The organism is Hymenobacter ginkgonis (assembly GCF_009755225.1).
Lineage (GTDB): Bacteria > Bacteroidota > Bacteroidia > Cytophagales > Hymenobacteraceae > Hymenobacter > Hymenobacter ginkgonis.
Genome location: NZ_WQKZ01000002.1, coordinates 1,204,067 through 1,229,369, shown reverse-complemented (window position 1 = coordinate 1,229,369; position 25,303 = coordinate 1,204,067). Strand labels below are relative to the sequence as shown.

The 25,303-nt window shown below is 59.9% G+C and carries 20 protein-coding genes; 11 read left to right on the top strand and 9 right to left on the bottom strand.

Features of this window, described 5'->3' with window-relative positions; translation table 11 throughout:
- Nucleotides 1-177 precede the first annotated feature (177 nt).
- From GO988_RS11005 to GO988_RS10995, 3 genes are all read right to left on the bottom strand, one after another.
- Nucleotides 178-654, bottom strand: coding sequence for a hypothetical protein (locus GO988_RS11005; RefSeq protein WP_157565160.1), 477 nt, complete (start codon nucleotides 652-654; stop codon nucleotides 178-180).
- A gap of 130 nt (nucleotides 655-784) precedes the next feature.
- Nucleotides 785-2,959, bottom strand: coding sequence for a ferrous iron transport protein B (gene feoB, locus GO988_RS11000; RefSeq protein ID WP_157565158.1), 2,175 nt, complete (start codon nucleotides 2,957-2,959; stop codon nucleotides 785-787).
- Between the two features lie 8 nt (nucleotides 2,960-2,967).
- Entirely contained in the window at nucleotides 2,968-3,252 is a 285-nt protein-coding gene (locus GO988_RS10995; RefSeq protein WP_232341460.1) for a FeoA family protein, read from the bottom strand.
- 239 nt (nucleotides 3,253-3,491) lie between these two features.
- Here GO988_RS10995 and GO988_RS10990 point away from each other — a divergent pair, with 239 nt between their 5' ends.
- Nucleotides 3,492-4,412 (top strand): carboxypeptidase-like regulatory domain-containing protein, encoded by a 921-nt coding sequence (locus GO988_RS10990; RefSeq protein ID WP_157565156.1) that lies wholly within the window; start codon nucleotides 3,492-3,494, stop codon nucleotides 4,410-4,412.
- Nucleotides 4,413-4,491: 79 nt separating this feature from the next.
- Here the strand turns inward: GO988_RS10990 and GO988_RS10985 are convergent, their stop codons facing one another.
- Nucleotides 4,492-5,946: a serine aminopeptidase domain-containing protein gene (locus GO988_RS10985; RefSeq protein ID WP_157565154.1), complete on the bottom strand. Its 1,455-nt coding sequence runs from the start codon at nucleotides 5,944-5,946 to the stop codon at nucleotides 4,492-4,494.
- A gap of 311 nt (nucleotides 5,947-6,257) precedes the next feature.
- Between GO988_RS10985 and GO988_RS10980 the strand changes: the two genes are divergently transcribed.
- The gene (locus tag GO988_RS10980) at nucleotides 6,258-7,154 is read left to right on the top strand and encodes a carboxypeptidase-like regulatory domain-containing protein (protein WP_157565152.1); all 897 of its coding nucleotides are present in this window, start codon (nucleotides 6,258-6,260) and stop codon (nucleotides 7,152-7,154) included.
- Nucleotides 7,155-7,338: 184 nt separating this feature from the next.
- On the opposite strand, the gene GO988_RS10975 is transcribed toward GO988_RS10980, so the two are convergent.
- From GO988_RS10975 to GO988_RS10965, 3 genes are all read right to left on the bottom strand, one after another.
- Nucleotides 7,339-7,998, bottom strand: a complete 660-nt coding sequence (locus tag GO988_RS10975; protein WP_198172632.1) for an OmpA family protein — start codon at nucleotides 7,996-7,998, stop codon at nucleotides 7,339-7,341.
- Nucleotides 7,999-8,122: 124 nt separating this feature from the next.
- Nucleotides 8,123-10,765 (bottom strand): bifunctional UDP-N-acetylmuramoyl-tripeptide:D-alanyl-D-alanine ligase/alanine racemase, encoded by a 2,643-nt coding sequence (locus GO988_RS10970; protein WP_157565148.1) that lies wholly within the window; start codon nucleotides 10,763-10,765, stop codon nucleotides 8,123-8,125.
- Between the two features lie 90 nt (nucleotides 10,766-10,855).
- Complete coding sequence (locus tag GO988_RS10965) at nucleotides 10,856-11,692, bottom strand: oxidoreductase (RefSeq protein ID WP_157565145.1); 837 nt, start codon at nucleotides 11,690-11,692, stop codon at nucleotides 10,856-10,858.
- 292 nt (nucleotides 11,693-11,984) lie between these two features.
- Here GO988_RS10965 and GO988_RS10960 point away from each other — a divergent pair, with 292 nt between their 5' ends.
- The 6 genes from GO988_RS10960 to GO988_RS10935 all read left to right on the top strand — a co-directional run bounded on the left by GO988_RS10960 (nucleotide 11,985) and on the right by GO988_RS10935 (nucleotide 19,893).
- Nucleotides 11,985-12,827, top strand: coding sequence for an endonuclease/exonuclease/phosphatase family protein (locus GO988_RS10960; RefSeq protein WP_157565143.1), 843 nt, complete (start codon nucleotides 11,985-11,987; stop codon nucleotides 12,825-12,827).
- Nucleotides 12,828-12,929: 102 nt separating this feature from the next.
- Nucleotides 12,930-15,512 (top strand): glycosyltransferase family protein, encoded by a 2,583-nt coding sequence (locus GO988_RS10955; protein WP_157565141.1) that lies wholly within the window; start codon nucleotides 12,930-12,932, stop codon nucleotides 15,510-15,512.
- A 22-nt stretch (nucleotides 15,513-15,534) separates the two neighbouring features.
- Nucleotides 15,535-16,458: a 1-aminocyclopropane-1-carboxylate deaminase/D-cysteine desulfhydrase gene (locus GO988_RS10950; protein WP_157565139.1), complete on the top strand. Its 924-nt coding sequence runs from the start codon at nucleotides 15,535-15,537 to the stop codon at nucleotides 16,456-16,458.
- Between the two features lie 186 nt (nucleotides 16,459-16,644).
- Nucleotides 16,645-17,826 carry a hypothetical protein gene (locus tag GO988_RS10945; RefSeq protein ID WP_157565130.1) on the top strand — a complete coding sequence of 394 codons (1,182 nt, stop codon included), beginning with the start codon at nucleotides 16,645-16,647 and terminating at the stop codon, nucleotides 17,824-17,826.
- A gap of 86 nt (nucleotides 17,827-17,912) precedes the next feature.
- Nucleotides 17,913-18,548 (top strand): DUF4230 domain-containing protein, encoded by a 636-nt coding sequence (locus tag GO988_RS10940; protein WP_232341459.1) that lies wholly within the window; start codon nucleotides 17,913-17,915, stop codon nucleotides 18,546-18,548.
- 241 nt (nucleotides 18,549-18,789) lie between these two features.
- Nucleotides 18,790-19,893: an acyltransferase family protein gene (locus GO988_RS10935; protein ID WP_157565128.1), complete on the top strand. Its 1,104-nt coding sequence runs from the start codon at nucleotides 18,790-18,792 to the stop codon at nucleotides 19,891-19,893.
- A gap of 237 nt (nucleotides 19,894-20,130) precedes the next feature.
- Here GO988_RS10935 and GO988_RS10930 read toward each other — a convergent pair whose 3' ends face one another.
- The gene (locus GO988_RS10930) at nucleotides 20,131-20,628 is read right to left on the bottom strand and encodes a regulatory protein RecX (RefSeq protein WP_157565126.1); all 498 of its coding nucleotides are present in this window, start codon (nucleotides 20,626-20,628) and stop codon (nucleotides 20,131-20,133) included.
- 144 nt (nucleotides 20,629-20,772) lie between these two features.
- On the opposite strand from GO988_RS10930, the gene GO988_RS10925 reads away from it, so the two are divergent.
- The 3 genes from GO988_RS10925 (at nucleotide 20,773) to GO988_RS10915 (ending at nucleotide 25,003) form a co-directional block, all read left to right on the top strand.
- Entirely contained in the window at nucleotides 20,773-21,627 is an 855-nt protein-coding gene (locus tag GO988_RS10925; RefSeq protein ID WP_157565124.1) for a DMT family transporter, read from the top strand.
- Nucleotides 21,628-21,741: 114 nt separating this feature from the next.
- Nucleotides 21,742-24,408 (top strand): DUF5686 and carboxypeptidase regulatory-like domain-containing protein, encoded by a 2,667-nt coding sequence (locus GO988_RS10920; protein WP_157565122.1) that lies wholly within the window; start codon nucleotides 21,742-21,744, stop codon nucleotides 24,406-24,408.
- Nucleotides 24,409-24,520: 112 nt separating this feature from the next.
- Nucleotides 24,521-25,003, top strand: coding sequence for a hypothetical protein (locus GO988_RS10915; protein WP_157565120.1), 483 nt, complete (start codon nucleotides 24,521-24,523; stop codon nucleotides 25,001-25,003).
- A 28-nt stretch (nucleotides 25,004-25,031) separates the two neighbouring features.
- On the opposite strand, the gene GO988_RS10910 is transcribed toward GO988_RS10915, so the two are convergent.
- Nucleotides 25,032-25,301 (bottom strand): hypothetical protein, encoded by a 270-nt coding sequence (locus GO988_RS10910; RefSeq protein WP_157565118.1) that lies wholly within the window; start codon nucleotides 25,299-25,301, stop codon nucleotides 25,032-25,034.
- Between the last annotated feature and the right edge of the window lie 2 nt (nucleotides 25,302-25,303).

The window sequence follows — 25,303 nt, the reverse complement described above, 5'->3', positions numbered from 1 at the left end:
CTGGCAGCTGCCTAGCTGCCGGGAATGATGCTTTTTATTTGCTGCTTAGGGGCCACTGCACGGGCGGCCATGCTTTGGCAAAGCCGCTATGAGCGCACCCCGGCTGACCATAGCGCAGAGCTACGGTGGCTGATTTTCGTTATTACGTTGGCCTACCCCCTGTACCCAGGCACGGGCTCAGTCCTCGTCTTCATCCCCGTAGCGGGCGTCAAAGTCTACTTCTCGGGCTAGGTCCACGGCCTCAAACTCTACCTGGGCTAGAAAATCGGGCGAGTCAGCGTCGAGGGTGCGGGCAAAGAGGTCGAGCAACGCCTCCCCTTCATCGTTGACGTAGAGGTTGGTATAAATCTGCTCGAAAAGCTTGTTTTCTTTGCCAATCTGCTTGTCAATTTCCTGCGGCGACGCGGCGGTATTAAGGGCGCGGTGCAACACATCGGCGGCGGCGCGGGCTTCGGCATGGTCGCCGAGGTCGCCGAGCATCCGCAGCAAACTCAGGGCCACGCCCAAGCGCCATTGCTCGAAGCGGAAAGGCTGCTCGCGCGCACCTGCGGCCTCGAAGGCGGGGTAGGCGCCCAGCGTGGCGGGCGTCAGGTAGTGGGCCACGTCGGCGGGGGTGCGGAAGGCGAGGCGGAGGAGCGTTTCGTAGGTCGTCATTAATCGCAGATTAAGCAGATTATACCGATTGCGCAGATTCGATTGGCGCGGGTTGGTAGTTTAGAAGGGGGTAGGGCTGAGGAGCGCGCTTATGCGAAAATTTGACGCTTACCTTTTAATTGCCAATCATTTAGGCAAAAACCTGCCACACCAGCAGCGAGGCTGCGTAAGCCAGGCCCGTCATGTACACGAGTTGGCCCAGGGGCCAGCGCCAGCTTTTGGTTTCGCGGTACGTAACGGCCAGCGTGCTCATGCACTGCATAGCAAAAACGTAGAATACCAACAGCGACAGCGCCCGCACCGGCGTAAAAAACGGCTGGCCCTGCAAGTCCTTCTCGGCCGCTAGCTTTTGCTGCACGGTGCCCAAGTCGGCGTCCTGGCCCACGCTGTAGATGGTGCTCATGGTACCCACAAACACCTCGCGCGCCGCAAAGGAAGTGAGCAGGGCAATGCCGATTTTCCAGTCGAAGCCGAGCGGGCGGATGGCAGGCTCTATCACGTGCCCAAACGTGCCGGCATAGGAGGTTTCGAGGCGGGCAGACGCTACCCGGCGCTCCAGTTCGGAGCCCGGCCAGCGCTGGGTAATGGCGGCTTGTTTTACCTGCGCCTCGGCTTGGTCTTGGCGGTTGCCGGGGCCATAGCTGGCCAGCACCCACAGCAGCACCGAGATGGCAATAATCACCTTACCAGCCTGGAATATAAAGGCTTTCACCTTTTCCACGATGGTCAGGCCCACGTTTTTCCAGCGCGGCCAGCGGTACACCGGAAACTCCATAATGAAGTAGCTGCGCTCGCGGGCTTTCAACACTTTTTTCAGGATGAAGGCCGAAATAAGCGCCGAGCTCAAGCCTAGTAGGTACAGGCCCATCAGCACGAGCCCGCGCATGTTGAACACGCCGAGCCAGGCCTCATCGGGCACTACCAGCGCTACCAGCACCGTGTACACCGGAATGCGCGCTGAGCACGACATCAACGGCGTCACAAAAATGGTCAGCATTCGGTCTTTCCAGCTCTCAATGGTGCGCGCCCCCATGATGGCCGGCACGGCGCAGGCCAGCCCCGAAATGAGCGGCACCACACTTTTGCCGCTCAGCCCAAAGGGCCGCATCAGCTTGTCCATGAGGAAGGTAACGCGGGCCATGTAGCCGGTTTCTTCCAGCACCGCCAAGAAGGCAAAGAGCAGGGCAATCTGCGGAATAAAAATCAGCACGCCACCCAGCCCGGCAATCACGCCCTCGGTGAGCAAGCGCACCAACGGCCCGTGAAAATTGGCCTGAATCACCGCGCTTAGCGCCGAAATGCCCCGGTCAATCAAGTCCATCGGGTACTGCGCCCAGGCGAAAATGGCCTGAAAAAGCAAGAACAGCACACTCAGAAAAATGAGGTAGCCGAATACGCGGTGCGTCAGTACCTTATCAATGCGGTTGGAAGCGGGCTCGCGGCGCTCGGTGCGCGTCACGGTCACGGTGTCGAGCAGCAGCTCGTTGATGCGGGCGTAGCGGCCCACCGTTTCCTCGGCCTGCCGGGCGGTGGCATCGAAGGCAAATTTTTCGGTGAGGCGGGCCAGAAACTCGCGGTCGGTTTCCGTGAGGAAGTGCAGGTGCTGAAACTGGTGCGCGTAGTGCAGCGCCAAGTAATCGTTGTGCAGCCCAAAGTGCGCCCGCACCTCATTCACCAGCGCCTGCACGGTAGCATCGGGCTGCCAAAAGCGCAACGCCGGCGGCGCGGCCAAGCGCTCGGCCATCACAATACGCAGCGCAGCCATCCCTACCCCCTTGCGGGCGTTCATGGGCACCACGGGTACACCGAGCTCGCGCTCCAGCGTGGGCAGGTCGATGGTGATGCCGCGCTCGGCGGCCACGTCCGTCATGTTCAGGGCTAGAATGGCCGGCAGGCCCAGGTCGGCGAGCTGCGAAAAAAGCAGCAGGCTGCGGCGCAGGTTGCTAGCATCCACCGTCACCACCACAAAGTCGGGGTAGTCGGGCGAGCTAGGGTTGTAGAGCAGGTCGGCAATGACCTGCTCGTCCAGGCTTTTGGGGTAGAGCGAGTACGTGCCGGGTAGGTCGATAACCTCGGCCCGGCGCTCGCCACCGAGCTGTGCCACGCCGGTTTTGCGGTCTACCGTGACGCCCGGAAAGTTGCCGACCTTCTGGTTGAGTCCCGTAAGCTGGTTAAAAAGCGACGTTTTGCCCGAGTTGGGGTTGCCGATGAGCGCGAGGCGGGGTAGGCGCTCCTGTGCCGGCGCCGCGCCCGTAGTGCCGGGTTGCGGCGGAGCTTGCCGTAATTCCTGGGTTGCTCCCGCCATGGGGTCGGTTAGTCTTTAAGCTGAATGGTAAGGGCTTCGCTCACGCGCAGCGACAAGGTGTATTCCTCATCGCCTAGCATCAGCATTAGGGGGTCGCCGAGGGGCGCGCGGCCAGTCAGGCGCACCTGCGTACCCGGAATGCAGCCCATTTCGAGGAGCTTCAGGGCCATTTGGGGGTCTTTGAGGCAGCACACGGTAGCCGTTTCACCCATTTTTAGGTCGTTGGCAGTGCGCCGGCCGGCGCTTAGTGGCTGCTGGGCAGCCGAGGCAGATTTGCGACGGAAGATAGCCAAAATGAGCCGGGGATACTATTTAGATTTAATTCAAACAAAGATACAACCCGCGGGCAGCACTTGCAGCAAAAGCCCGCGCCTGGCAGCTTTTGCCTGTTGCATGGGGGTAGCAAACGGGCTCGCTAGCCGTTGTTAACCGCTGCCGTAGTCTACTTATCAAGCGTTCAAACGAACGGGATAGTTAGCTATTGACAGCTAGCACATATTTTTGCATTAGCAAGCTCTAAATCTACTTACAAATGTTAAAACGCCTACTTTATTTTGTATTATTTACATGCGCCACTCTACAAGTAGCGCAGGCTCAGACGACCCCAGCCGCGGCCGTCCCCATGATTTCGGGCCGTATTATCGACAAAACGACGAAGGAGCCATTGCCTTTCACTTCGTTCAGCCTGAAAGATGAACAAACCGGCGCGCTCAGCAATGAGTTCGGGGTGTTTCAACTACCGGCACCCACCAAGAATGAGACGGACTCGCTCATTGTGATGGCGCTGGGCTACGAGCACTTGGCCATTTTGGTGCGCAAAGGCCAAACCATGGATAAAATGGTGCTGGAAGTGGCCCGCCGAGCTGTAGCGCTGCAAAACGTGGTAGTAAAAGGCGGCAAAGTAAAAAACCTGGGCCTGGGGGCTACCGCCAACAAGCCCGGCGAGGGCCTGCTGCAAGGCCAGCCGGGTAGCCAGTGCGCATTTTTTGTTAAGAATGATAAAAACAAACGCCTCGGCAACATCCGCTCGGTGTCGTTTTACATCGGCGAAAACGGTTTTCCGCGCGAGCCGTTTCGGGTGCGCCTTTACAAGGCCGATGGCAACTACAATGCGCCTAATACTGATATCCTGACCGACAACGTGGTGGTATCGGCAGCCAAAGGCGGCCAGTGGTACACCGTGGACCTGACGCCCTACAACGTGGTGGCGCCCGAGGAGGGCTTCTTCGTGGCGATGGAATGGATTGTGAGCGGCGATAAGTTCTTCAATACCAACTTTATGGATGATAACTACACGCCCTACGGCCAAATTATGCGCCCTACCTTCGAGTTTAAAGAAAGCCGCACCTGGAACTTCTCCATTGGCAAAGGCTGGAACTTGCTCACGCTATCCAACGGCGAAGGCCAGCACTATAATGCCATGATTAAGGCCGAAGTAGACATGATAAAGTAAGCCCAACCGGGCCCTGAGTAGCTTCTCAAAAAGGCGCGCTGGCAACTAGCCAGGGCGCCTTTTTGCTGTGGCCCTACCCCTACATTTTGAGCTGAGCAACCAGCCACTGGCGCAGCAGGTTTTCGACGGGTAGGGCAATGATGGGCTTCATCTCGCCGCTGAGCATCGTCCACTCTATCTGGGGTGGCTGCAGTAGGTGGTTGATGCCGCGCGGCCGCAGCACGGTTACGGCGTGGTTGCCGGCGCTGCGCAGCTCGCGCTCGAGCACCGCCAGGTGCTGGGCGGGCGGCGCCTGCTCATCGAGTTGCCCCGTAATGAGCAACACCGGGCAGTGCACCATATTCAGGGTTTCGAGGGGGTCGAAGGACAAAAAAGCGCGGTGCCACGGTGTGAGCAACGCCGCGGCCTGGGTTTGCGCCACCCCCGGCGCTAGGCCAGGGTCGGTTTGCTGCAGCAGGTTGGCGGCCATGGTTTGGGTTTGCTTTAGGTCGGTGGGGTAGCGGATAATATCGTAGAGCAGGCGCTGGCGGCTCAGGCGCTGGTCGAGCTGGGGCTGGGGCACCTTGCGGGCCCGCAGCAAGGCGGCTTGCTGCAGCAGCAGGGTTTCGTAGCCGGGTTGACCATAAGCCCCCAGGCCCACTACAAAGGCTGGCGCCACTGGCTGCTCGGCTACCAGCAGCGCTACGTTGGCGCCCTCGCCGTGGCCCAGCAGCCCCAGGCGCAGCAAGTCTACCTCGGGGCGGGTGCGCATAAAGTTGAGGGCCGCCTGCACATCGCCGGCCCGGTGGGTGGGGGTAGCCGCCGCATTGCTGCCCTCCGAATGCCCTACCCCCCGGTCGTCGAAGCGCAACACGGCCACGCCGTGGCGCGTGAGGTAGTCGGCCAGTGAGCCCAAGAGGCGGTAGCTCAGCAGGCTGGTCATGGGGTCGAGTTCGCCCTTGGTGGGGGGTAGGCCGTCGCGGTCCTGCTCGCCCAGGTCCGACACCAGTACCACCGCCGGAAAAGGCCCCGGCCCCGCCGGCACCGTGAGGGTCCCCGCCAGCCGCAGCCGCGCCGTAAAATTCGGAAACGCCACGTCTTCCTCGCGGTAGGGCGGCGGCAGGCGGCCCATGGGGGCCGTGGCAGAAGGCAACGCCGAATGCCGCAATACCAGCGGCGTGCGCTGCCCCGGCCGGCACCACAGGCCACTCAACTGCTCGCCATCGGCCGAGCGGCGGGCCAGCAGCCGCCCGCCCAACTGAGGCACCAGCAGCAGCACCGAATCGGTGCCCGCGGGTTCTTTCACTTCGGTGGCCACGCGGGCCAGCTTTTGCGCAGGCACATCGAGCGCTGCGAAGTAGTGCCCCCCGGTCAGCGTTACTAGGCTGAAGCTAATGGCTGCCTCGCCGTCCGAGGCAGGTAGCAGGCCCTGCCACAAGCCTTCGAGCCGCCCGGGTTGGTTGCGCGGCGGGGCGGCAGGCTGTTGGGCAGCGGCATTTTTAATAACCAGAAAAAATACAATACCAACCCGCCGCGCAACGTACAAAAACTTCATGCTATGATTATACTATTTATCGCCTAGCAAAGCGCACTTGCTACCCCGATAAACAGCGCAGAAGGTGAAACCCAGATTGTAACAGTTTTGCTGCAAGGTAAAACAAAGTTATCGAGCTAAAAAACTGACAGTCCAGCTTACTAGGGTTTACCTAGCCAGAAATTGGCCTGGCACCGGTGCGAAGCCAGTTGCCAGCTCACGTTGAAACTAGGGGGTAGGAAGCGCCCGTAGAAATTTCCGATTTCTTGCGTTAATTTCGTGAGCTAGTTTGTTAAATTTGTGGGCCCAGCGTCATTTTTTACTTTTTAATTATGCTAAACCGATTACTCTTATTCCTGCTAACGCTATTCCTATTGCCCGCCGTCAGCTGGGCGCAAGAAGACCGTATTACGGGTCGTATTGTGGATGAAAAAACCCAGGACCCTATTCCGTTTGCTTCCATCAATTTGCGTGATGAGCAAACCGGCGCTCTCACCAATGAATATGGCTATTTCCAGCTAGCCATGCCCACCAAGGTTACCGAAGACTCGGTGATTGTGATGGCTCTGGGTTACAAAAGGACGGCGCTTTTTGTGAAGCGCGGCACCAATATGGAGGAGATAATTATCCAATTACCTAAGCAGGCGATTGCCCTGAGCAACGTGGATGTTTCGGCCAAAGGCTTGAAGCCAATGACGCTTGGCGCCCGCAGCAACTCGCCCGGCGCGGGCATGATTCAGGGTATGCCGGGCAGCCAGTACGCTTTCATGTGCAAGAATGAGAAGGCCAAGAAGCTGGGCGTTATTCGGTCGGTGTCGTTCTACATTGGCGAAAACGGCTTCCCTCGCGAGCCTTTCCGGGTGCGGCTATATAAGGCCAATGGCAACTACAATGCCCCCAACGAGGACATGCTCACGGAAAGCGTAATTGTGTCGGCGGCCCGCGGCGGCGAGTGGTTTACCGTCGACTTGTCGCCCTACAACCTGGTGGCGCCCGAGGAAGGCTTCTACGTGGCGATGGAATGGATTGTGAGCGGTGACAAGTTCTACACCACTAACTTTATGGATAACTACACGCCCTACGGCCAGATTTTGCGCCCCACGTTCGAGTTCAAAGACAGCCGGACCTGGAGCTACGCCATCGGCCGCGGCTGGAACTTGGTGACGCTCGCCAACAACGGCTCGCGCTTCAACGCCATGATGCGCGCTGAAGTTGACGCATATAAATAAGCAGCGCCGCTAAAGCTGCATTGTGCTGGTTTTGGTATTCGCTGACGCAACTCTTAAAGTTCTGTAAAACAAGAAAGCCACTCCTTTTGGAGTGGCTTTCTTGTTTACCTAGCTTAGCAGACTCTTTGCGTTAGCAAACGTCTGCGGACGCCGAAGCAGCGCCACTCGCCTATAGTTGGACTACTTAGCGGATTTGAACAGCAATTTCTACGCGGCGGTTTTCTTTGCGGCCGGCGGCCGTAGCATTGCTGGCCACGGGCTGCTCCTCGCCAAAGGCTTCGGTGCTGAGGTGGTCGGCGGGCATTTTATCGGTCGTTACGAGGTAGTTTTTCACGGCCTCGGCGCGCTGCTTGCTCAGGTCGCGGTTGTAGCTTTTATCGCCGCGCGAATCGGCAAAGCCCAGCACGCGCACATCTTTGCCAGGGTAGCGTTTAGCGATGGAGGCGCTGATTTGCTTCAGCGCTTCGGCCGCAGTGGGCTTGATGGTAGCCTTGTCGGTATCGAAGAGCACTTGCTCATCCACGCCGTACACCTGGTAGTCCTCGTTGCCGCGCACCGAGAGGCCGCTCAGGCTCACTTCGGGCAGCTTCACATCGGCCAGCTTAGCCTTGGTGAGGTCGAAAGCGTTGCTGATGGCGGCGCCAGTTTTGCTAGCGGCGCTATCGATGGCATTGGCGGCACCAGCGGCTACCTGGCCGGGCGTAGTGCCAGTGCGGGCCACCACAGCAGTATCGGCCGTGGCATCGCCGAGCGTATTTTTATCGTCTGACTTTTTGAGGTCGCTGCATCCGGTGGCCGAGGTGAGGGCAGCAGCAGCGAGCAGGGTGAGAAAGGACTTGTTCATGGGAATAGGGAAGGCACGGTGTGAAAGCCTCCGGCCGGGCATACGGCAAGCAGCGCGCTAGTGTTGGAAAAGCATTAGAAAGCAATCACTAAGCCCAAAACCACACCTTAACGGTTACAGAAGCTTACTCACTTACGAATACCCGCTTAACCCGCTCGCTCACGTTGGTCAGCAATTCATAGGGGATGGTGCCGATGCGCGCAGCCAGCTCGCTGATGTCGAGGCCGGCGCCAAATACCACGGCCACATCGCCAGGCTGTGCTTCGGGGATATCGGTCACGTCCACCATCAGCATATCCATGCACACCGAACCCACCACCGGCGCGCGGTGGCCGTGCAGCAGCACCAGCCCCGCGCCGTTGCCAAAGCGCCGGTCGTAGCCGTCGGCGTAGCCAATGGCCAGCGTGGCCACGCGCCGCTCGTGGGCGGTGGCGGCACCGCGGCGGCCGTAGCCCACGGTGGCGCCGGGGGGTAGGGTTTTGACCTGCGACACGGTAGTGCGCAACGTGCTCACGGGCAGCAAGTCGCTGGGCTGGGCATCGTCGCGGCCGGCCTCCACGCCGTAGAGGCCCACGCCCAGGCGCACCATATCGAACTGCGCCTCCGGGAAGCGCCGAATGCCCGCCGAGTTGAGCGCGTGCTTGAGCACGGAGTGGCCCAGCGCCTCCTCAATGGCGGCGGCCATGCGCCGGAAAGTGCTGAGCTGCTCGCGGGTAAACTCGTCGTGGGCGGGGTCGTCGGCGGCGGCCAGATGCGTCATGATGCCCGCTACGGGCAGGCGGTTGCGGTGGGCGCGCAGCAGCGCCAGCAGGCCGGGCAGGTCGTCTTCGGCAAAGCCCAGGCGGCGCATACCCGTGTCGAGCTTAAGGTGCAGGGGGGGTAGGGGGCCCTCGCCATCGGCGGTGGCCTCCTGGGTGGCGGCTAGGTAGTCGCGCAGGCGCTCCAGCGAGTAGATTTCGGGCTCCAGGCGGTAGCGGCGCAGCTGGCCAAAGCTGTCGGGTCCGGGGTTCAACACCATGATGGGCAGGCTGATACCGTTGTCGCGCAGTTGCTGGCCCTCGTCGGGGTAGGCCACGGCCAGGTAATCGGCCTTCTGAAATTCGAGCAGGCTAGCTACCTCATACGAGCCGCTGCCGTAGGCAAAGGCCTTCACCATCACCATGAGCTTGGTGCCCGGCCGTAGCTGGCGGCGGTAGTGCTGGAGGTTGTGCGTGAGCGCATCGAGGTTGACTTCGAGCACCGTGCCGTGCTGCAACTGCTGCAAAGCCGCCACCACCCGCTCAAACCCAAAGCGCCGCGCCCCTTTTATCAGAATGGTTTCGTTCTGGAAATCAGTCGAGCGCAAGTCGGCTAGCAGCGCCTCGGTGGTGGGGTAGGTTTGAATAGCCATCCTGCTATCAGGCTGAGCTAGCCGAAGCAGCGCGCGCGCACCGTTTGCTTGATGCGCGCGCGCTGCTTCGGCTAGCTCAGCCTGATAGTAGTGTGATAACTCCTGCCCTACCCCTATCAGCCGCGTCACGCCGTGGGCTTGCATCAAGGCGGCCACGCGGGCATACAGCTCGGGGCCGTTGAGGCCCGATTCGAGTACATCGCTGAGGATGAGCGTGCGCCCACCCGGCCGGGCTTGCCGGCTCAAGGCATCGAGGGCTAATGCGAGGCCAGCGAGGTCGTTATTATAGGTATCGTCGAGGAGGTAGCAGCCGTGGCGACCAGCTTTCATTTCGAGGCGCATGGCCACCGGATGCAGGCGCAACAGCCGGCGCTGAATCTCGGCCGGGTCGAGGGCCGTGGCGGGGTCAAGCTGCCGCCACAGCAGCACGGCCAGGCAGTGCAGGGCATTTTCGACCGATGGCTCGTCGGCAAAAGGCAGCGTAAAGCGCGCCGCCGCCCGCAGCGCCGCCTGGTCGAGGGCCAGGCCCAGGGCCGTCGCGCCATCGCCCAGCCGCACGCGCACCGTGGTGCTGCCCGCGCCCGCTGGTTTTAGCCGGAAACGCAGGGTCGCGCCGGGCGCGGCGAGCTTCGTCCAAGCCAGGGGGGGTAGGCCTTGCGCCTGCACGGCGGCGTGCACGGCAGGCTGGTCGGCACAATACACCAATCGCTCGAAACCAGGCCGCTCAAACAACCGCAGCTTTTCATCCAGTTTTTCGGTTTCCGAGCTAAAGCCGGCGTCGTGGGCCGTGCCAAGGGTGGTGAAAATGCCGTGCGTAGGCCGGATAATAGCGGCCAACTTGTCCATCTCGCCGCGCTCCGAAATACCGGCCTCGAAGATGCCCAGCGTGTGCCGGCCGGGCGCCAACTCCCACACGCTCAGCGGCACGCCCACTTGCGAGTTGTAGCTCTTGGGCGAGCGGCAAATGTCCTCATCAGGCGCCAGCAGTTGGGCCAACCACTCCTTCACAATGGTCTTGCCATTAGAACCCGTGATGGCCCACACCGGCCCGGTGAACGCGGCCCGGTGCGCGGCCGCCAGCGTTTGCAAGGCCACCAAGGTATCGGCCACTTGTATAAAACCCGCCCCGGCGAAGGGCACGAGGCTGGCCGGGGGGTAGGCCACCACAAACAGGCGCACCCCCTTGGCATACAGCGCCGCTAGGTGGTGGTGCCCGTCGTGGTTGGGCCCGCGCAGGGCAAAAAACACGGCCCCCTCGGGCAGGCCCACACGGCGGCTGTCGAGCAACAAGCTGGCTACTTGGGTCGTTGGCTCGGCGGGCGCTTGCAGCAAGGTGCCGCCGAGCAGGGGGGGTAGGGCAGAAAACAGGATGGGCATGGCTCAACAAAGGTCGGGACCGCGCCACGCTTCCACCCAGCAGCGGCCGCCGGTATGCCGATGGCTGCTGCTGGGTGGGGTTGGTTGTGGCTAGAAATCAGTGGGCTCGCCGAGGTAGGCGAAGTCCTCAATTTCTTGGCTAATGGCCTTGAATTTGTCGCGTACCATCTTATAGGCGAAGCCGCCCAGCAGCAGGTGCACCGGTGGCTGCGGCAGGCGCACAAGTTGGTACATGGCTTCGGCGGCTTTTACGGGGTCGCCGGCCTGGTTGCCGTCGCGGCCCAGCGAGGCTTTGAGGCCCGCGCCCACGGTAGCGTCGTAATCAGCGATTTTCGTTTCCAGATAGGTGGCCGAAGGCCCGGCCCACTTGGTGCGAAACGGGCCCGGCTCCACATTGGTCACGTGGATGCCAAGCGGCGTGAGCTGCGCGGCCAGCGACTCGCCCAGCCCTTCGAGCGCGAACTTGGAGCCGTTGTAGATGCCCGCGTGGGCGATGCCCAGCAGCCCGCCCACCGAGGTGATATTGAGAATATTACCTGACTTGCGCGCCCGCATATGGGGTAGGGCAGCCCGAATCACGCGCAGCGGCCCAAATACGTTTACGTCGAACTGGCGCTGGGTTTCTTCCTCCGTAATTTCTTCGATGCTGCCCAGCGAGCCGTAGCCCGCATTATTTACCACCACATCGAGGTAGCCGAAGGCGTTGATGGCCTGCTGCACGGCCGTTTTCACCTGCTCGGCGTTGGTCATGTCGGCTAGCACGCCCAGGCTGTGGCCGGCTTTTTTGTTCGTAAATTCTTCGGCTTGCGCCGGCTGGCGGAAGGTGGCCGCCACGCGCTCGCCCTTGTCGAGGAGCAGCGTAGCCAGCGCTTCGCCCAAGCCAGTGGAGGCGCCGGTGATGAACCAGGTTTTTTGAGTATCAGGCATAATAGAGCAAGAAGATGGAGCTATAAGACGCTTGGCCTGGGCAGATTGTTTGTCGCTTTCCGGCAGCCTGCCTGCCCAGCTTGGTATGCGCGTAGTAGCACTGGGTAGCGATAAGGCGCTTACGCAGTTGGCGTTGCGCAGGCCTAGGCAGCTTCTACTTTAGCCAGTCTTTCAATAACTTGCCGCCCACTGCTTGCCAGCGAAGTCTCGCATTTCTAACCGGCCTCCGTTTAGCCAGCCGCGCTTCTCACCGAACTACCCCTAGGCTTATCCCGCTCTAATTTCCCACCCCATGCGCCTCCTTATTTACTTGTTGTTCAGCAGTTTTTGCTTCACCCAGGTGGCGCTGGCCAAGCGCGCCGTGCCACTACGTGTGGCTACCTACAACCTGCGCTTCAACACCGCTAGCGATGGCCCCGACGCCTGGCCTAACCGCAAGGAATTGGTCAAAAACCTCGTTCGCTACCACGATTTTGATGTTTTCGGAACGCAGGAGGGCTTGCGCGGGCAGCTCGATGGCATTGCCGAGCTGCCGGAGTACGCATTTGTGGGCCACGGCCGCGACGATGGCCAGGCAGCGGGGGAGCATTCGGCTATTTTCTATAAGAAAGCCCGCCTGCACCTGCTGCAATCGGGCGACTTTTGGCTGAGCCAGACCCCCGACCGGCCCTCCCTGGGCTGGGACGCTACTTGCTGCAACCGCATTTGCTCCTGGGCAAAGTTCCGGGACGTGCAAACGAAGCGGGAGTTCTTCTTTTTCAGCGTGCATTTCGACCACCAGGGGGTAGAAGCCCGCCGCCAGTCGGGCCGGCTCATGGTGCAGAAAATTCAGGAAATTGCTTCCAACGCGCCCGTCATCTGCGTGGGCGACTTCAATTCGACGCCCGACACCGAGCAGATACAAACCATGCAGACGCTGCTACAAGATGCCTTTCGCAGTACCAAGCAGCCCGCCTATGGCCCAGTGGGCACCTTCACGGGTTTCAAGCTCGACGCACCGCTGCTCGACCGCATCGACTACATTTTTGTGAGCAAGGGCAGCGAAGTGCTCGACTATGCCGTGCTCACCGACTCGGTGCGGGGCCACTACCCCTCCGACCACTTTCCGGTGCTGGCTACCATTGTGCTGCCTTAGGCCAGAAGCGCGGAGGGGCTTGGGGCCAGTGCCGCGTAGGGCCATCCCCCGCCCCGGCGCTACCTTCGGGCTTCAATTGCCTACTCGTATTTAAGCCGCCCGATGGCCGTTTCCGCTTCCCTTTCCCCTACCCCCCTGCCGCTGTGGCAGCGGGCTTGGCCGCACGTGCTGGCCGTGTTATTTTTTGTGGTGCTGGCCGTGGCCTACTTCGCGCCCATCGTGTTCAACCACCAAACGCTGGCCCAGCACGACATTACCCAGTTTCAGGGGGGCGCGCGCGAAACGCAGCAGTGGGCCGCCGAGCACGGCCACGAGCCGCTGTGGACCAACTCGATGTTTAGCGGGATGCCGACTTACTTGATTTCGGTGCACTTCCCCGGCGACTTGTTCGTGTACGTGCAGAAGTTTATCGCCCTGGGTTTGCCGGGCGTGGTGAGCAACTTGTTTGTGGCGCTGCTCTGCGGCTACGTGTTGCTGGTGGCGCTGGGCGTGCGGCCCCTGGTGGCGGTGGCCGGCGCGGTGGCGCTGGGTTTTTCGAGCTACAACCTCGCCATTTTGGCGGCTGGGCACAACACCAAGTCGTGGGCCCTGGCCTACGCGCCGCTGGTGCTGGGCGGGCTGCTGCTAGCTTTTAGGCAGAATAAATGGCTGGGCGCGGCGCTGTTTACACTGGGCCTCACCATGAATGTGCGCGCCAACCACCCGCAAATCACCTATTACCTGGGCTTGCTGGTGGTCATTTATGGCCTAATTGAGTTAGTGGCCGCCGTGCGCGCCGGCCGGCTGGGCGACTTTGCCGGCCGCGTGGCGCTGCTGGGCATCGGCGCGGCGCTGGCGATTGGCGTCAGCTTCGGCCGCCTCTACACTACCTACGAGTATAGTAAATTCAGCAACCGCTCGTCTTCCGAGCTAAAGGCCCTACCCCCTGCTCCGGGCCAGCCCGCCGCGCCCAGCGCCCGGCAGCAAGACCGCGACTACGCCTTCGCCTACAGCTACGGCGTGGGCGAAACCATGACTTTGCTGGTGCCCAACTTCTACGGGGGTAGCAGTGCCATGCCACTGGGCGCCGGCTCCAACATGGCCCGCGAACTCAACACGTTAGGGGCCAGCCCCGATATGCTGGCCAGCATGCCTACTTATTGGGGCGACCAGGCCTACGTGGCCGGCCCCGTGTATGTGGGCGTGGTAGTATGCTTTCTGTTTGTGCTAGGCTTGTTTGTGGTGGATAAGCGCACGCGCTATTGGCTGCTAGCGGGCACGCTTGTTTCGTTTGTGCTGGCTTGGGGCAAAAACTTTGAGACGGTCAACAACCTGATTTTCGACTACTTGCCCGGCTACCGCAGCTTCCGCGCCGTGAGCATGGGCTTGGTGATGGCCCAGTTGGCTATGCCGCTGCTGGCAGCGCTGGCGCTGGCCCGCATTTTGCGGCCCCGCGCCGCGGTGCTAGCTACTGGCCCTACCCCCCCCGCGGCGCCCGAGCCCCTGCACCCAGCGTTGGCTAAGGCCGCTCGCGCCGCGGCCGGCGCGCCAATCGTGGTAGTCGATTCGCCTGACAACCTTCTTCGCACCAAGCAGTTGCTTTACGCAGGGGCACTTACGGCGGGCTTCCTAGTGCTGACGTGGCTGGTGAGCTTTAGCTTCGATTTTGCCTCGCCGCAAGATGCCAACCTCACGCAGAGCGGCTTCACGCCGCAGCTGCTGAGCGCCCTGCGCGCCGACCGCGCCGACTTGCTGCGCAGCGATGTGTGGCGCGGATTGCTCTTTGTGGGCCTCACATTGGCGGCACTGTACTTCTATTTGAAAGGAAAAATCCAGGCCGCACCTGCTGGGCTGGTGGTGATAGCGCTGGTGCTACTCGATTTGTGGTCGGTGGATAAGCGGTATTTGGGCGAGAAGAATTTCCAGACCGAAACCATTGCCGAGAGCTTCCAGCCTTCGCCCGCCGACCAGCAAATCCTGCAGGATAAAGACTTGAGTTACCGCGTGCTCAATGTAGCCAACCCGTTTAACGAGGCCCGCACGTCGTACTTCCACAAAAGCATTGGTGGCTACCACGGCGCCAAGCTGCGCCGCTACCAAGACTTAATTGAGCGCCAGATTTCGACCAATAATACGGCCGTGCTCAACATGTTGAACACGCGCTACGTCATTATTCCGGGGCAAAAGCAGGGCGAAGCCGAGCAGGTGCAGCGCAACCCCGGCGCCCTCGGCAATGCTTGGTTTGTGCGCGAGCTGCGCGCCGTGCCCAACCCCGACGCCGAAATGGCTGCCCTCACGGGCCTCGACACGCGCAAGGTGGCGGTAGTGGACGCGTCAAAATTCCCGGCGGTGAAGCCGGCTACCTATGCTGACTCGTCGGCCACCATCGCTCTCACTGACTACGCGCCCGATGCGCTTACCTACCGCTACTCGGCAGCCCAGCCAGCCACGGTGGTATTCTCCGAAATCTATTATGCCGATGGCTGGCAGGCCTTCTTGGATGGCAAGCCGGTGCCGCATTTCCGGGTCGATTTTGTGCTGCGTGCCCTGCAGGTGCCCGCCGGCCCACACGAAATCAAATTCGTGTTCGAGCCCAAAGAATACGCCATTGGCAATACGGTATCGCTCATTTCGAGCATTGGTGTGCTGCTGGCGGTAGTGGCCGCGGGCGTGTTTGGCTCGCGCCGCCGCCAAGAAGCCGCTTAGCTTTTCTGTCCTAGCGCTGACCATGGCGGACACTTCGCACCTGCTGCTGCCTATTCCGCACGCCGTGGCTTTGCGCCACGGCGTGCGCCTGCTGCTCTGGCGCGACGACCTACTGTACCCCGACCTGCCCGGCAACAAGGCCCGTAAGCTGAAATACAACCTCTTGCATGCCCGGGCCGAAGGGCACACGCGCCTGCTCACTTTTGGTGGCGCTTACTCCAACCACTTGGCGGCCGTGGCGGCGGCGGGCCGCCTCTACCAGTTTGCTACTGTGGGCCTGGTGCGCGGCGAACCGCACTACCCCCTCAACCCTACCCTAGCCCGCTGCACCGCCGATGGCATGCAGCTGCATTACCTCGACCGCAACACGTATCGGCGCCGCGCCGAGCCCGCGTTTTTGGCTGAGTTGCTGCGGCAGCACGGCCCCGCCTACCCCCTACCCGAAGGCGGCACCAATGTGCTGGCCCTGCGTGGCGTGGCCGAGCTTATCGGCGAGCTGCGCCAGCACACCGACTTCGATGCCGTGGCCGTAGCGGCGGGCACGGGCGGCACCCTGGCCGGCTTGGCACTAGGCTTGGCCGAAGCTGCCTACCCCGCCCGCGCCCTGGGCGTGGCGGCCCTGAAAGGCGGCGGCTTTTTACAGGCCGAGGTGGCGGCGTTGCTGACGGCGGCCAGTGCGCCCCCTACCCCCTGCGAGGTGCACACGGATTACCACTTTGGCGGGTACGCCAAGTACTCGGCCGAATTGGTTGCTTTTATTCAAGGTTTTGAGGCGCAGTTTGGCGTGTTGCTCGACCCTATTTACACAGGCAAACTCCTGTTTGGCGTGCTCGATTTGATTGGCAAGGGCCACTTTGCCTCCGGCAGCACGGTGGTAGCTGTGCACACGGGCGGCCTGCAAGCCTGGGCGGGCTGGCACTTAGCCCACACGCAAGGCCACGCATAGCCAGCCTAGCTAAGTCCAGAATCAGCCCTATGGGTTGGGGGGGCGACTTCTATGCGTATGAGGCAGGCCGCATACCAGGCAAATAGCCTACCCCTTTAAACTTGGCATAGCCTGTACCTTTCGCCCCGCAAGCTGCCCGCAAACGCAAGAAACGCGGGCCGCCTGGCTCTATTTTTTATGAGATTTATGCCGCCGACCACCCAAAAGCCGCTCGCGGCCGGGAAATGGCTGCCGCTAGCGCTGGGCCTACTTTGGGGCGGGGTGCAGTTGGCATTGTATCTGCATTTTGGCCCGCGCACGTCCGTCGATTCGGACTTATACCTCGAAAATGCCCGCAACCTATTGCACGGGCAGTTGCCCACCGACTACAGCATCTGGTACCTAGGCTACTCGGCGTTTTTGGCGGTGGTGCTGGCGCTGGGCGGGGGCTTAGCGCAGGCCGTGGGCGCCCAAATAGCCCTATCGGGCGTGGCGGCGCTGGGGCTGGGGCGGGCCGTGCGGCACCTAAGCGGCTCGCGGGGCACGGCGTATTTAGCCGTTTTCCTGTACCTGCTGTGGTTTAAAATTCACCAGTGGAACGTCTTCATTTACACCGAGTCGCTATTTACAAGTTGCTGCGTGCTCTCGTTTGCCCTGCTGGTGCTGGCGCGGCGGCCCTGGCAGTTGGGGGTAGCCTTGCTATTGGTGGGCTATACCTATTTGGTGCGGCCCACCGGGTTTTGTTTTTTGATTGGGGTAGCCGGCTATGGCTGGGCGCGGCTGCGCACGCTGGCCGTGCGGCCCGCTGCGCTTGGGCTGCTGGTGGCGGGGCTGGCAGCAGGTTTTTTGGGGTTGCTGAGCAAAATATTAGCGAGCTATGACCAAGCTATGGCTGGCAACGTGTTGATTGAAAGCTACACCCGCGCCGAAATCATCTACCCCGGCATCAGCCTGGGCGTGCAGCCTCCAGCGCACCTCGCGCTACCCGCGGCGCACCTCGCGCCGCTGGCGCGCCTAGTAGCTTTCGGGACGCTGAACCCCGTTTATTTTGCGAAGCTAGCGGCTATCAAATTTCTGCTTTTTAGCAGCAATGTCAAACCCTATTACTCCTGGGCGCACAATGGGGCGGTAGCAGTACTACTCTGGCCGCTGTATTATTATGCCTTCCGGGGGTGGCGGCGGCGGCCCCGGCGCAGCCCGGCAGCGTACTTTATGGGAGGCTTTATCGCTGCGCAGGCCCTCACGGTGGCGCTGACAACGGAGAACTGGGATGGCCGCTTCTTGGTACCGGTACTGCCGTTTGTGTTTGTGCTGGCCGCGCTGGGCCTGCGGGCTGCGCCAAGTGCTGGCTGGCAGCGTGCTACCGTAGCGCCGGCGCGCAGCAATTAGCTGAGTACGCGCCCGCGCCACGAACCTACACTGGCGCTTTGGGGTATTAGCTGAGCGGCTAGCTTACGCCGCTTTTGCTCGTGCTTATGCTGCCTCGCCTGTTGCGCCGTTTGTTTCTGTTGCTTTTGCTGCTCGCGCTGGGCGTGTTTTTGTGGCGCAAAATCGGGCCTACCCTCGCCAGCCTCAACCCATTGGCCGCGCGCGCGTCGCAGGTGACGGTAACGCACAACACGGTACTCACCCAAGTAGAAGCACTGGGCCGGCTAGAACTGGTGCGCTACCGTTTCAAAGACGTGGTGGAGTACAAGCGCACCGCCAAATATCCGTTTCTGCCCGATGCTAAAGCAGCGCTCATCGTGGGCGGCGAAGCCGTGGGCTGCCTCGATTTGCGCAAAATCAAACCGCAGGATGTGACCCTGGAAGGCGACTCGGTGGTGAAAATTATTCTGCCGGCACCCGAGCTATGCTCTTTCCAAGTCGACCACAGCCAAAGCCGCGTATTCAGCACCCAAAACGGCTTTTTTGACGATGCCAGTCTCGTTGACGATGCCTACCGCTACGCCGAGGCGCAGGTGCGCCGCTCGGCACTGCAAACTGGTATCCTGGCCGAAACGCAGCGCAATGCCGAGCAGATTTTGGTGCCCATGCTGCACACGCTCACCGGGCGGCGCGTTATTATTGGGCAGCGGCTGGTAGTGCCTACCCCCGCTCGCAAGCTGTAGGGCAGGGTTTGCCTAGATGCGGCGTCTTAGAGCAACTACCGAGGAATGGCAAGCCCGCATTTGAGGCTTGTTTAACCTAGCTCGAGTTTAGCGCAACTCGGCCTACCGCCTGCTTCTATCGGCATCGCCTTGCTACCGGCATGGCGGCGCAACTTCCCACGTACACATGGTGCATAACTCGCGTCAGCAGGAAGGCAAAACTAGAAACCCGTAACTTGCTATTTATTCTTTTACGCACCTTATGGATACACCTTCTATCACTACGCTCAGTCAGCCTGATAGCCATCAGAACAACCTAAATTTCATGAGGTTGTTTTTTGCGCTGTCCGTCATGGTGACACATTCTTACCCACTTAGCGGGGTGCGCGAGTATGATATACTGATGCAACTCACGAATGGACAAGCCTCGCTTTCTCACACAGCGGTGCAGGGCTTTTTAATCATCAGTGGCTACCTGATTACCAAAAGCCTCATTCGTAGTAATGGGCTAGCAGATTACTACACCAAACGGATCCTACGCATTTTTCCTGGGTTAATTGCAGTGGTCATTCTCACGGCAATTATCTGCTTTTTCTTTAGCGGCAAAAGCGTGGCGGCATATTTTACTCACTATTCTGTTCGAGATTACGTTGTATTCAACTCCTTGCTAAAAACGCAGTTATACATCGATAGAGTATTTACGCAAGTTCCTTATGGGAATGTAGTCAATGGGTCTTTATGGACGATACCCTATGAATTTTTATTTTACGTGCTATTGTCACTTTGTTATTTCATTCGCACTAAAACTAGGCTACTACTCTATCTATTTTCTATCGCGTTTATAGCTTCTGCGGGCTTGTGGCTAACAGTTGAACCAACCCTACAGAAATATATTCTCCCATTCTGGCAGTTGAAAGGGCAGCATATCGCCGAGCTAGGCGCTTTCTTCCTAAGCGGAGCGATTTGGGCCGTACTGCCAATCCCGATGCCCCCCGTTGCAACGCGAAAAAAGCTGGCCCTTGCGGCTGTGCTGGCCATAGCGCTCAGCTTTTACTTCGGCGTATACAATTGCCTGCAATTTTTGGCTTTACCAATACTTGTTATTTGCTTCGGCACTATCAATACCCCCGCCTTGGCTTGGGCGCGCTTGGGTGGCGATTATTCTTACGGTATTTACCTCTGGGGATTTTTTGTGCAACAAACATTGGTTTATTTGTTTCACTTTGCGCTAATGCCTTTAATGTTTATCTCTATCCCAATAACTTACGTGTGTGGCGCATTGTCCTGGAACCTCGTTGAGGAGCGTGCGCTGCGCTACAAAGCGCGTCGCAAGGCACAGCCAGCTACAGTAGCAGTTGCTAGTTAAGGGTGCTGCCGCTATCTGAACTGGCGCGAGTTTAGTACAGCGAAACTCGCGCCGATGCAAAATACTGGTCGTGTATCTGTCATTGTGCCTGTGGCAAGAAAACACTACACGCCCATAGTAGCGTTGCCAAAAATCATTTTAGGAAAGGCACTGCTTCCCCAAACTATCAGCACTATTTACACTGCCTTATGTTCAGCGACAATTAGTGCTGAGGTTATTGAGAAGCCAATTACAGCGTCAATCTTCGGGCGAAAGCAACTCACCGAGCGCGTCCTGAATCAAATCAGACTCGTAGCCTTTTTGGTTTAAATAAGCCATGAGCTTCATCTTGCGCTTCAGGGGGTGCGACTCTTTTTCGCGGGCGTTGCGCTGCTCCAATAGCTGCTTGAGTTTGGCGTAGTACTCCTCCCCCTCCAGCTCCTTCAGGCCGCTTTTAATGCAGTAGTCGCTTAGGCCTTTCGCCTTCATTTCCAGCTTGATGCGCCGCCTACCCCAGCCATTGGTGCGGTGCTTGCCGCGGGCGTAGGCCTGGGCGTAGCGCTCCTCATCAAGTAGCTTTTCGCGGCCCAAGCGGATGATAATTTCGCCCGCCTCGTCTTCGTCTAGGCCGTATGACTTTAGCTTGTCGGCCACTTCGCGGTGGGTGCGTTCTTGGTAGGCACAGAAGGCCGCAATTTTTTGCAGGGCCTCGCCGGGCGTGTAGTTTTTAGGAGCTTGGTTGGGGTTCTTAAACATGGCGGGGGTAGGGAGCAGCCGCAAAGTACGCGAACGAAGTAGGGAGCGGGCCGTTGAAGAAGGCGCCCGCGCCCTACTGCCCAAGTAGCAAACGGCTGCCAGGGGCCAAACGTGCCGCCGGGCCGGGGCTCCCGTCGTTGTATTATGCGTTTTTCGCCCGGAATCCTCTACATGTTGGCTTCAACGGCTTTGTTGGCCGTGGTCAACGTGGCCGTCAAGAAGCTACCCGACCTGCCCACGGCCGAAATTATTTTTGCCCGCTGCCTGATTTCGCTCACCCTCACGGTGTGGCAGTTGCGCCGCACCAGCACGCCCGTATGGGGTCCGCCCGCGGCCCGGTTCAACCTGCTGGGGCGCGGCGTATTTGGGGCTGGCTCGCTGATACTGGGTTTTTTGGCCTTGCGCGTGTTGCCGCTGGGTAGCGCCGTCACGCTCAGCTACCTGGCGCCGGTAGTAACGGCGGTAGCTGCTATTTGGCTAGTTGGCGAACCCTTAAAGCCGTGGCAAGGGCTATTCTATGCGTTGGCGGTAGGCGGCGTGGTGCTGGCCAAAGGCGCGGCGGGGCTGCTGTCGGCGGGCGTACTATTGGGGGTAGGGTCGGCAGTATCGTCGGGGCTGAGCAGCGTGTTTTTGCGGCGGGTAGGCGATAAAATTGCGCCGCTCGTGCCCGTTTTTTACTTCAATGTGGTGCCACTGGCCATCGCCGCCGTCTGGATGCTCTTCGACTGGAAGCTGCCCCACGGCACCGAATGGGCCTGGCTGCTGCTGGCGGGTTTATTCACCCACGTGGCGCTGTGGTGCGTCACGCACGCGTTCCAGAAGCAGCAAGCCAACTTGGTGGCGGCCCTCGATTACCTGGGCCTTATTTACGCTACTGCTTTGGGGTATTTTGTATTCAATGATAAGGTAGCAGCCACTGTATATCCGGGCATTGCGCTGCTACTGCTGGGGGTAGGGCTCAACGCCTGGTATACCAGCCGGCGCCCCAAAACCCAGTAGCCCAAGGCCCTGCCTCTATAAAAAAAGCGTGGCTGCCAACGCTGGGCGCACCAGTGGTATCTTATACCAAGGCGGCACCTAACTTGCCAGTTGATTGTGAGCCAGCTTAGTTCTATGGGTGTTTCAAGTCGATTTTGGTCGTTTATAGTAGGGATAGTAGTGCTGGCGGCTAGCGCCGCGCAGGCCGGCATCATCAAGGGCCGCATCAGTGGCACCAACAACGCGGGCCTACCTTTTGCCAATGTAGCGGTGCGCGGCACGGCCACCAGCACCGGCTCTAACGAGCAAGGCCAGTACCAGCTACGGCTGGCTGGCGGCAGCTACCAGCTTGTTTTTCAATACGTAGGCTACCGCCCCCACACCGAAACTGTGCGCGTGCCTGCCGGCGACTCCACGCTGGTGCTCAACGTGGCGTTGGTGCCCGAGTCGTACAACCTGACCGAGGTAACGGTGCGCGGCTCCGACCGCGACCCCGCCTACGCCATCATTCAGCAGGCGCAGCAGTGGCGCGCCTACCACCAGCGCGAGGTGGCGGCCTTCCGGGCGCGCATTTACCTCAAAAGCCTAGGCCGCCTCAGCGAAACGCCTAGCAAGATTTTTGGCCTCATCAAGATGGGGCCCGACCTCAAGCCAGGCATTTTTTATTTATCTGAAAGCCTGTCGGATATCTCCTTCACGCAGCCTGACGTGGTGAAGGAACGGATGCTGTCTAGCCGCGTCAGCGGCGACTCGCACGGCATCAGCTTCAACCGGGCTAGCGCCGGACGCGGCCTCAGTTTCTACAACAACTTGGTGAAATCGGGCTTCTCGGAGCGCGGCTTCGTGTCGCCGATTGCTTCCAATGCTTTGTTGTTTTACCAATACGAGCTGGTGGGCAGCTCCCAGCAAAACGGCCAACTGGTGCACAAAATTCGCGTGACGCCCCGCCGCCGCAGCGACCCCGTTTTTTCGGGTTTTATCTACATCGTCGATGGCTCGTGGCGCATTCATTCCATCGACTTACGGCTGACCAAAGATGCCCAGCTCGACTACGTCGATGACTTACACCTCGAGCAGCTGTTTGCACCCGCGCCGGGCGCGCCGCACGCTTGGGTGATTCAATCGCAACAGCTAACGGTGGGTTTTTCGGCCTTTGGCTTCAAAGGCTCGGGTTACGTAACGGCCGTATTCTCAAACTATAACCACGTAGTGCCTACCTACCCAGCGCCGCCCGAGGCCAAGCCTACCCCCCCTGTGGCCGGTGGGGCACCGGCTGGGCCGCCCGTCATTGCGCCCGTTACTACCAAGGAGCTGACGCGCCAGATTAAGCGCCAGAAGCCCGATTTAGCGGGCCTCAGCAAGCAGGTGCGCCGCCAGGTGAAGCAGGCCCAGCGCGATTCGCTGCGCAACGACCCGCTGTCGCAGATGAAAAAAGGCGAAGTGCAGTTGGTCGAAAAAGGCGTGAATGAGCGCGACTCCAGCTATTGGAGCCAGGTACGCCCGGTACCGCTCACGGAAGAAGAAAAACTGGATTATCACAAGAAAGATAGCAGTGAAGTAGTGCGCAATTCGCGTCCTTACCAAGACTCGCTCGACCGCAAGCGCAACGAGCTGACGCCTACCAAGCTGCTCCTCACGGGCTATACTTACAGCAACACGTTCCGCAAGCGCACTTTTAATGTGTCGCCCGCCTTTAATGAGCTGCTATACAACACGGTAGAGGGCTACGTACTGAACGCGCAAGCTACCTACACGCAGCGCACCGACAACCGTCGCTTCGTGACCCTCACGCCCACGCTGCGCTACGGCTTTAGCAACCACCAGCTGCAACCTAGCTTGGCCCTTACCTGGCAACTCGACCCAGTGAAGCTGCGCCAAATTGGCCTGGTGGCGGGCCGCACCATCGAGAATTTTGACCGTAACTCGCAGCTCACGCCGTTCATCAACTCGGTGTATTCGCTGCTGGCCAACCGCAACTATGCTAAGCTTTACCGCCGCGATGGCGCCGAAATCAGCTACTTCTGGGAACCGCTAAACGGCCTCACGGTGCGCGGCGCGGCGAGCTACTTCGACCGCCGTGAATTGCAAAATACCAGCACTTACCTCTGGCACGATGTGGGGGGTAGGGCCTTTACGCCCAACCAGCCGGTGGCCGAGGAGGCACCCGATGGCACCGGTTTTGGCCGCAGCAAGGCGGCCGCAGTGGGGCTCAGTGTGAGCTTTCGACCGGGCCAGCGCTACATCACGCGGCCCGACGGCAAATTTAACTTGGGCTCGAAGTGGCCGACATTTAATGTGCAGGGCCGGCTGGCCGTGCCGCACGTGCTAGGGGCCGATGTGCGGTACCTGCTGCTGCAAGGCTCGGTGCGCCACACGCTGAGTTTGGGGCTGGCGGGCACGTCGTCGTTCCAGGCTATCGTGGGGGGCTTCGTGGGCAAGCAAGAGGGGCTAACGTTTGCCGATTACCACCATTTTTCGGGCAACCGCACGCTGCTGGCTGCCGATTTCAACCAGTTTCAACTGCTCGATTATTACCAGTATAGCACCCGCGCCACATACTTCGAAGGCCATTTCAACCACCATTTTAACGGCTTTATTTTCAATAAGATACCGCTCTTAAAAGCCCTGAAATGGCAAGAAGTTGTGTCGCTCAATTATTTGCACACCGACCAGGTGGGGCATTATTTAGAATTGGGTGCGGGCATCGAGCACATCTTCAAAGTGATGCGGGTTGACTTCTACACCGGGCTGCAAAGCGGGGAGCGTGTAGGCACGGGCTTGCGCGTAGGGCTAGGCTTCTAGCACCACGGATTGACGCGGATTTTACGGATTTTGCAGGCGGCGCGAGTTGGGTTGGCGACGGGATTATGGCATTGGTTTTGAAAAGACAAGGGAAATTCCTACTCCCATCTTTATGAAAAACCTCCTTCTCACCCTGGTAATGGCCGCACTTTCGCTCACTTCTTTTGGGCAAAAAATAGCTGCCAAAAAAAATTTGATTACCGTCGATAAGCAGCCCTATGCGAGCATCGAATACGATGGCGTAGACACGTACTACGTGAGCTCCCCACAGAACGAGCGTCTTTTTGTAGTGAAATGGCTGTATTTCAACGACCCCGCAGCAGCTAGCGCTACCAACGCAGGAGGTGCTACCAGCTATTTACAATTCATTTTTCCGGGCTCTCATACGCTCGTTGAAACGGCCACTCCCGCTCCTAGCTTTACAGCGTTTCCACTTATTCTAGCCCGCCAGATATACACTGCCCGGCTGCTCAAAAACGGCGCCCTCGACTCGCAGGCAGTGGCCGACTTTGCCTCCATCAATGGCCTGCTGTATTCGGCGCGGCGCCAGGCGCTCGACCGCCCCATAGTGGTGCCCGTGGGCAGCGGGTATTAAGTAAAAGGCCGGCCCTACCCGCTGCTTTTTACTTCACTTCTTCATAATCTACATACTCGCCACCCCGAAATTCGGGCTTGTGCTCGGGCTTGGTTTGCGGCGGCACGTAGTCGACGCGCACCTGCCCGGGGGCGGGGGGCGGGCCAGCAGGCGGCGTGAAACCCGGCGTAGGGCCGCCCCCGAACTGCGCCTTGTGCACCTGCTGCCGCACAAAACTGCTCAGCACGGCGCGTAGCACCCGGGGCAGTACATACCGTACAAGCAGGAAAAAGAGTAGCAGCGAAACCGTGAAGCCCATGA

Excerpts from the sequence above, each read along its gene's own strand:
- GO988_RS11005 (WP_157565160.1), bottom strand. The coding sequence starts at position 654 with ATGACGACCTACGAAACGCTCCTCCGCCTCGCCTTCCGCACCCCCGCC.
- feoB (WP_157565158.1), bottom strand. The coding sequence starts at position 2,959 with ATGGCGGGAGCAACCCAGGAATTACGGCAAGCTCCGCCGCAACCCGGC.
- GO988_RS10990 (WP_157565156.1), top strand. The coding sequence starts at position 3,492 with ATGTTAAAACGCCTACTTTATTTTGTATTATTTACATGCGCCACTCTA.
- GO988_RS10985 (WP_157565154.1), bottom strand. The coding sequence starts at position 5,946 with ATGAAGTTTTTGTACGTTGCGCGGCGGGTTGGTATTGTATTTTTTCTG.
- GO988_RS10980 (WP_157565152.1), top strand. The coding sequence starts at position 6,258 with ATGCTAAACCGATTACTCTTATTCCTGCTAACGCTATTCCTATTGCCC.
- GO988_RS10975 (WP_198172632.1), bottom strand. The coding sequence starts at position 7,998 with ATGAACAAGTCCTTTCTCACCCTGCTCGCTGCTGCTGCCCTCACCTCG.
- GO988_RS10970 (WP_157565148.1), bottom strand. The coding sequence starts at position 10,765 with ATGCCCATCCTGTTTTCTGCCCTACCCCCCCTGCTCGGCGGCACCTTG.
- GO988_RS10965 (WP_157565145.1), bottom strand. The coding sequence starts at position 11,692 with ATGCCTGATACTCAAAAAACCTGGTTCATCACCGGCGCCTCCACTGGC.
- GO988_RS10960 (WP_157565143.1), top strand. The coding sequence starts at position 11,985 with ATGCGCCTCCTTATTTACTTGTTGTTCAGCAGTTTTTGCTTCACCCAG.
- GO988_RS10955 (WP_157565141.1), top strand. The coding sequence starts at position 12,930 with ATGGCCGTTTCCGCTTCCCTTTCCCCTACCCCCCTGCCGCTGTGGCAG.
- GO988_RS10950 (WP_157565139.1), top strand. The coding sequence starts at position 15,535 with ATGGCGGACACTTCGCACCTGCTGCTGCCTATTCCGCACGCCGTGGCT.
- GO988_RS10945 (WP_157565130.1), top strand. The coding sequence starts at position 16,645 with ATGCCGCCGACCACCCAAAAGCCGCTCGCGGCCGGGAAATGGCTGCCG.
- GO988_RS10940 (WP_232341459.1), top strand. The coding sequence starts at position 17,913 with ATGCTGCCTCGCCTGTTGCGCCGTTTGTTTCTGTTGCTTTTGCTGCTC.
- GO988_RS10935 (WP_157565128.1), top strand. The coding sequence starts at position 18,790 with ATGGATACACCTTCTATCACTACGCTCAGTCAGCCTGATAGCCATCAG.
- GO988_RS10930 (WP_157565126.1), bottom strand. The coding sequence starts at position 20,628 with ATGTTTAAGAACCCCAACCAAGCTCCTAAAAACTACACGCCCGGCGAG.
- GO988_RS10925 (WP_157565124.1), top strand. The coding sequence starts at position 20,773 with ATGCGTTTTTCGCCCGGAATCCTCTACATGTTGGCTTCAACGGCTTTG.
- GO988_RS10920 (WP_157565122.1), top strand. The coding sequence starts at position 21,742 with ATGGGTGTTTCAAGTCGATTTTGGTCGTTTATAGTAGGGATAGTAGTG.
- GO988_RS10915 (WP_157565120.1), top strand. The coding sequence starts at position 24,521 with ATGAAAAACCTCCTTCTCACCCTGGTAATGGCCGCACTTTCGCTCACT.
- GO988_RS10910 (WP_157565118.1), bottom strand. The coding sequence starts at position 25,301 with ATGGGCTTCACGGTTTCGCTGCTACTCTTTTTCCTGCTTGTACGGTAT.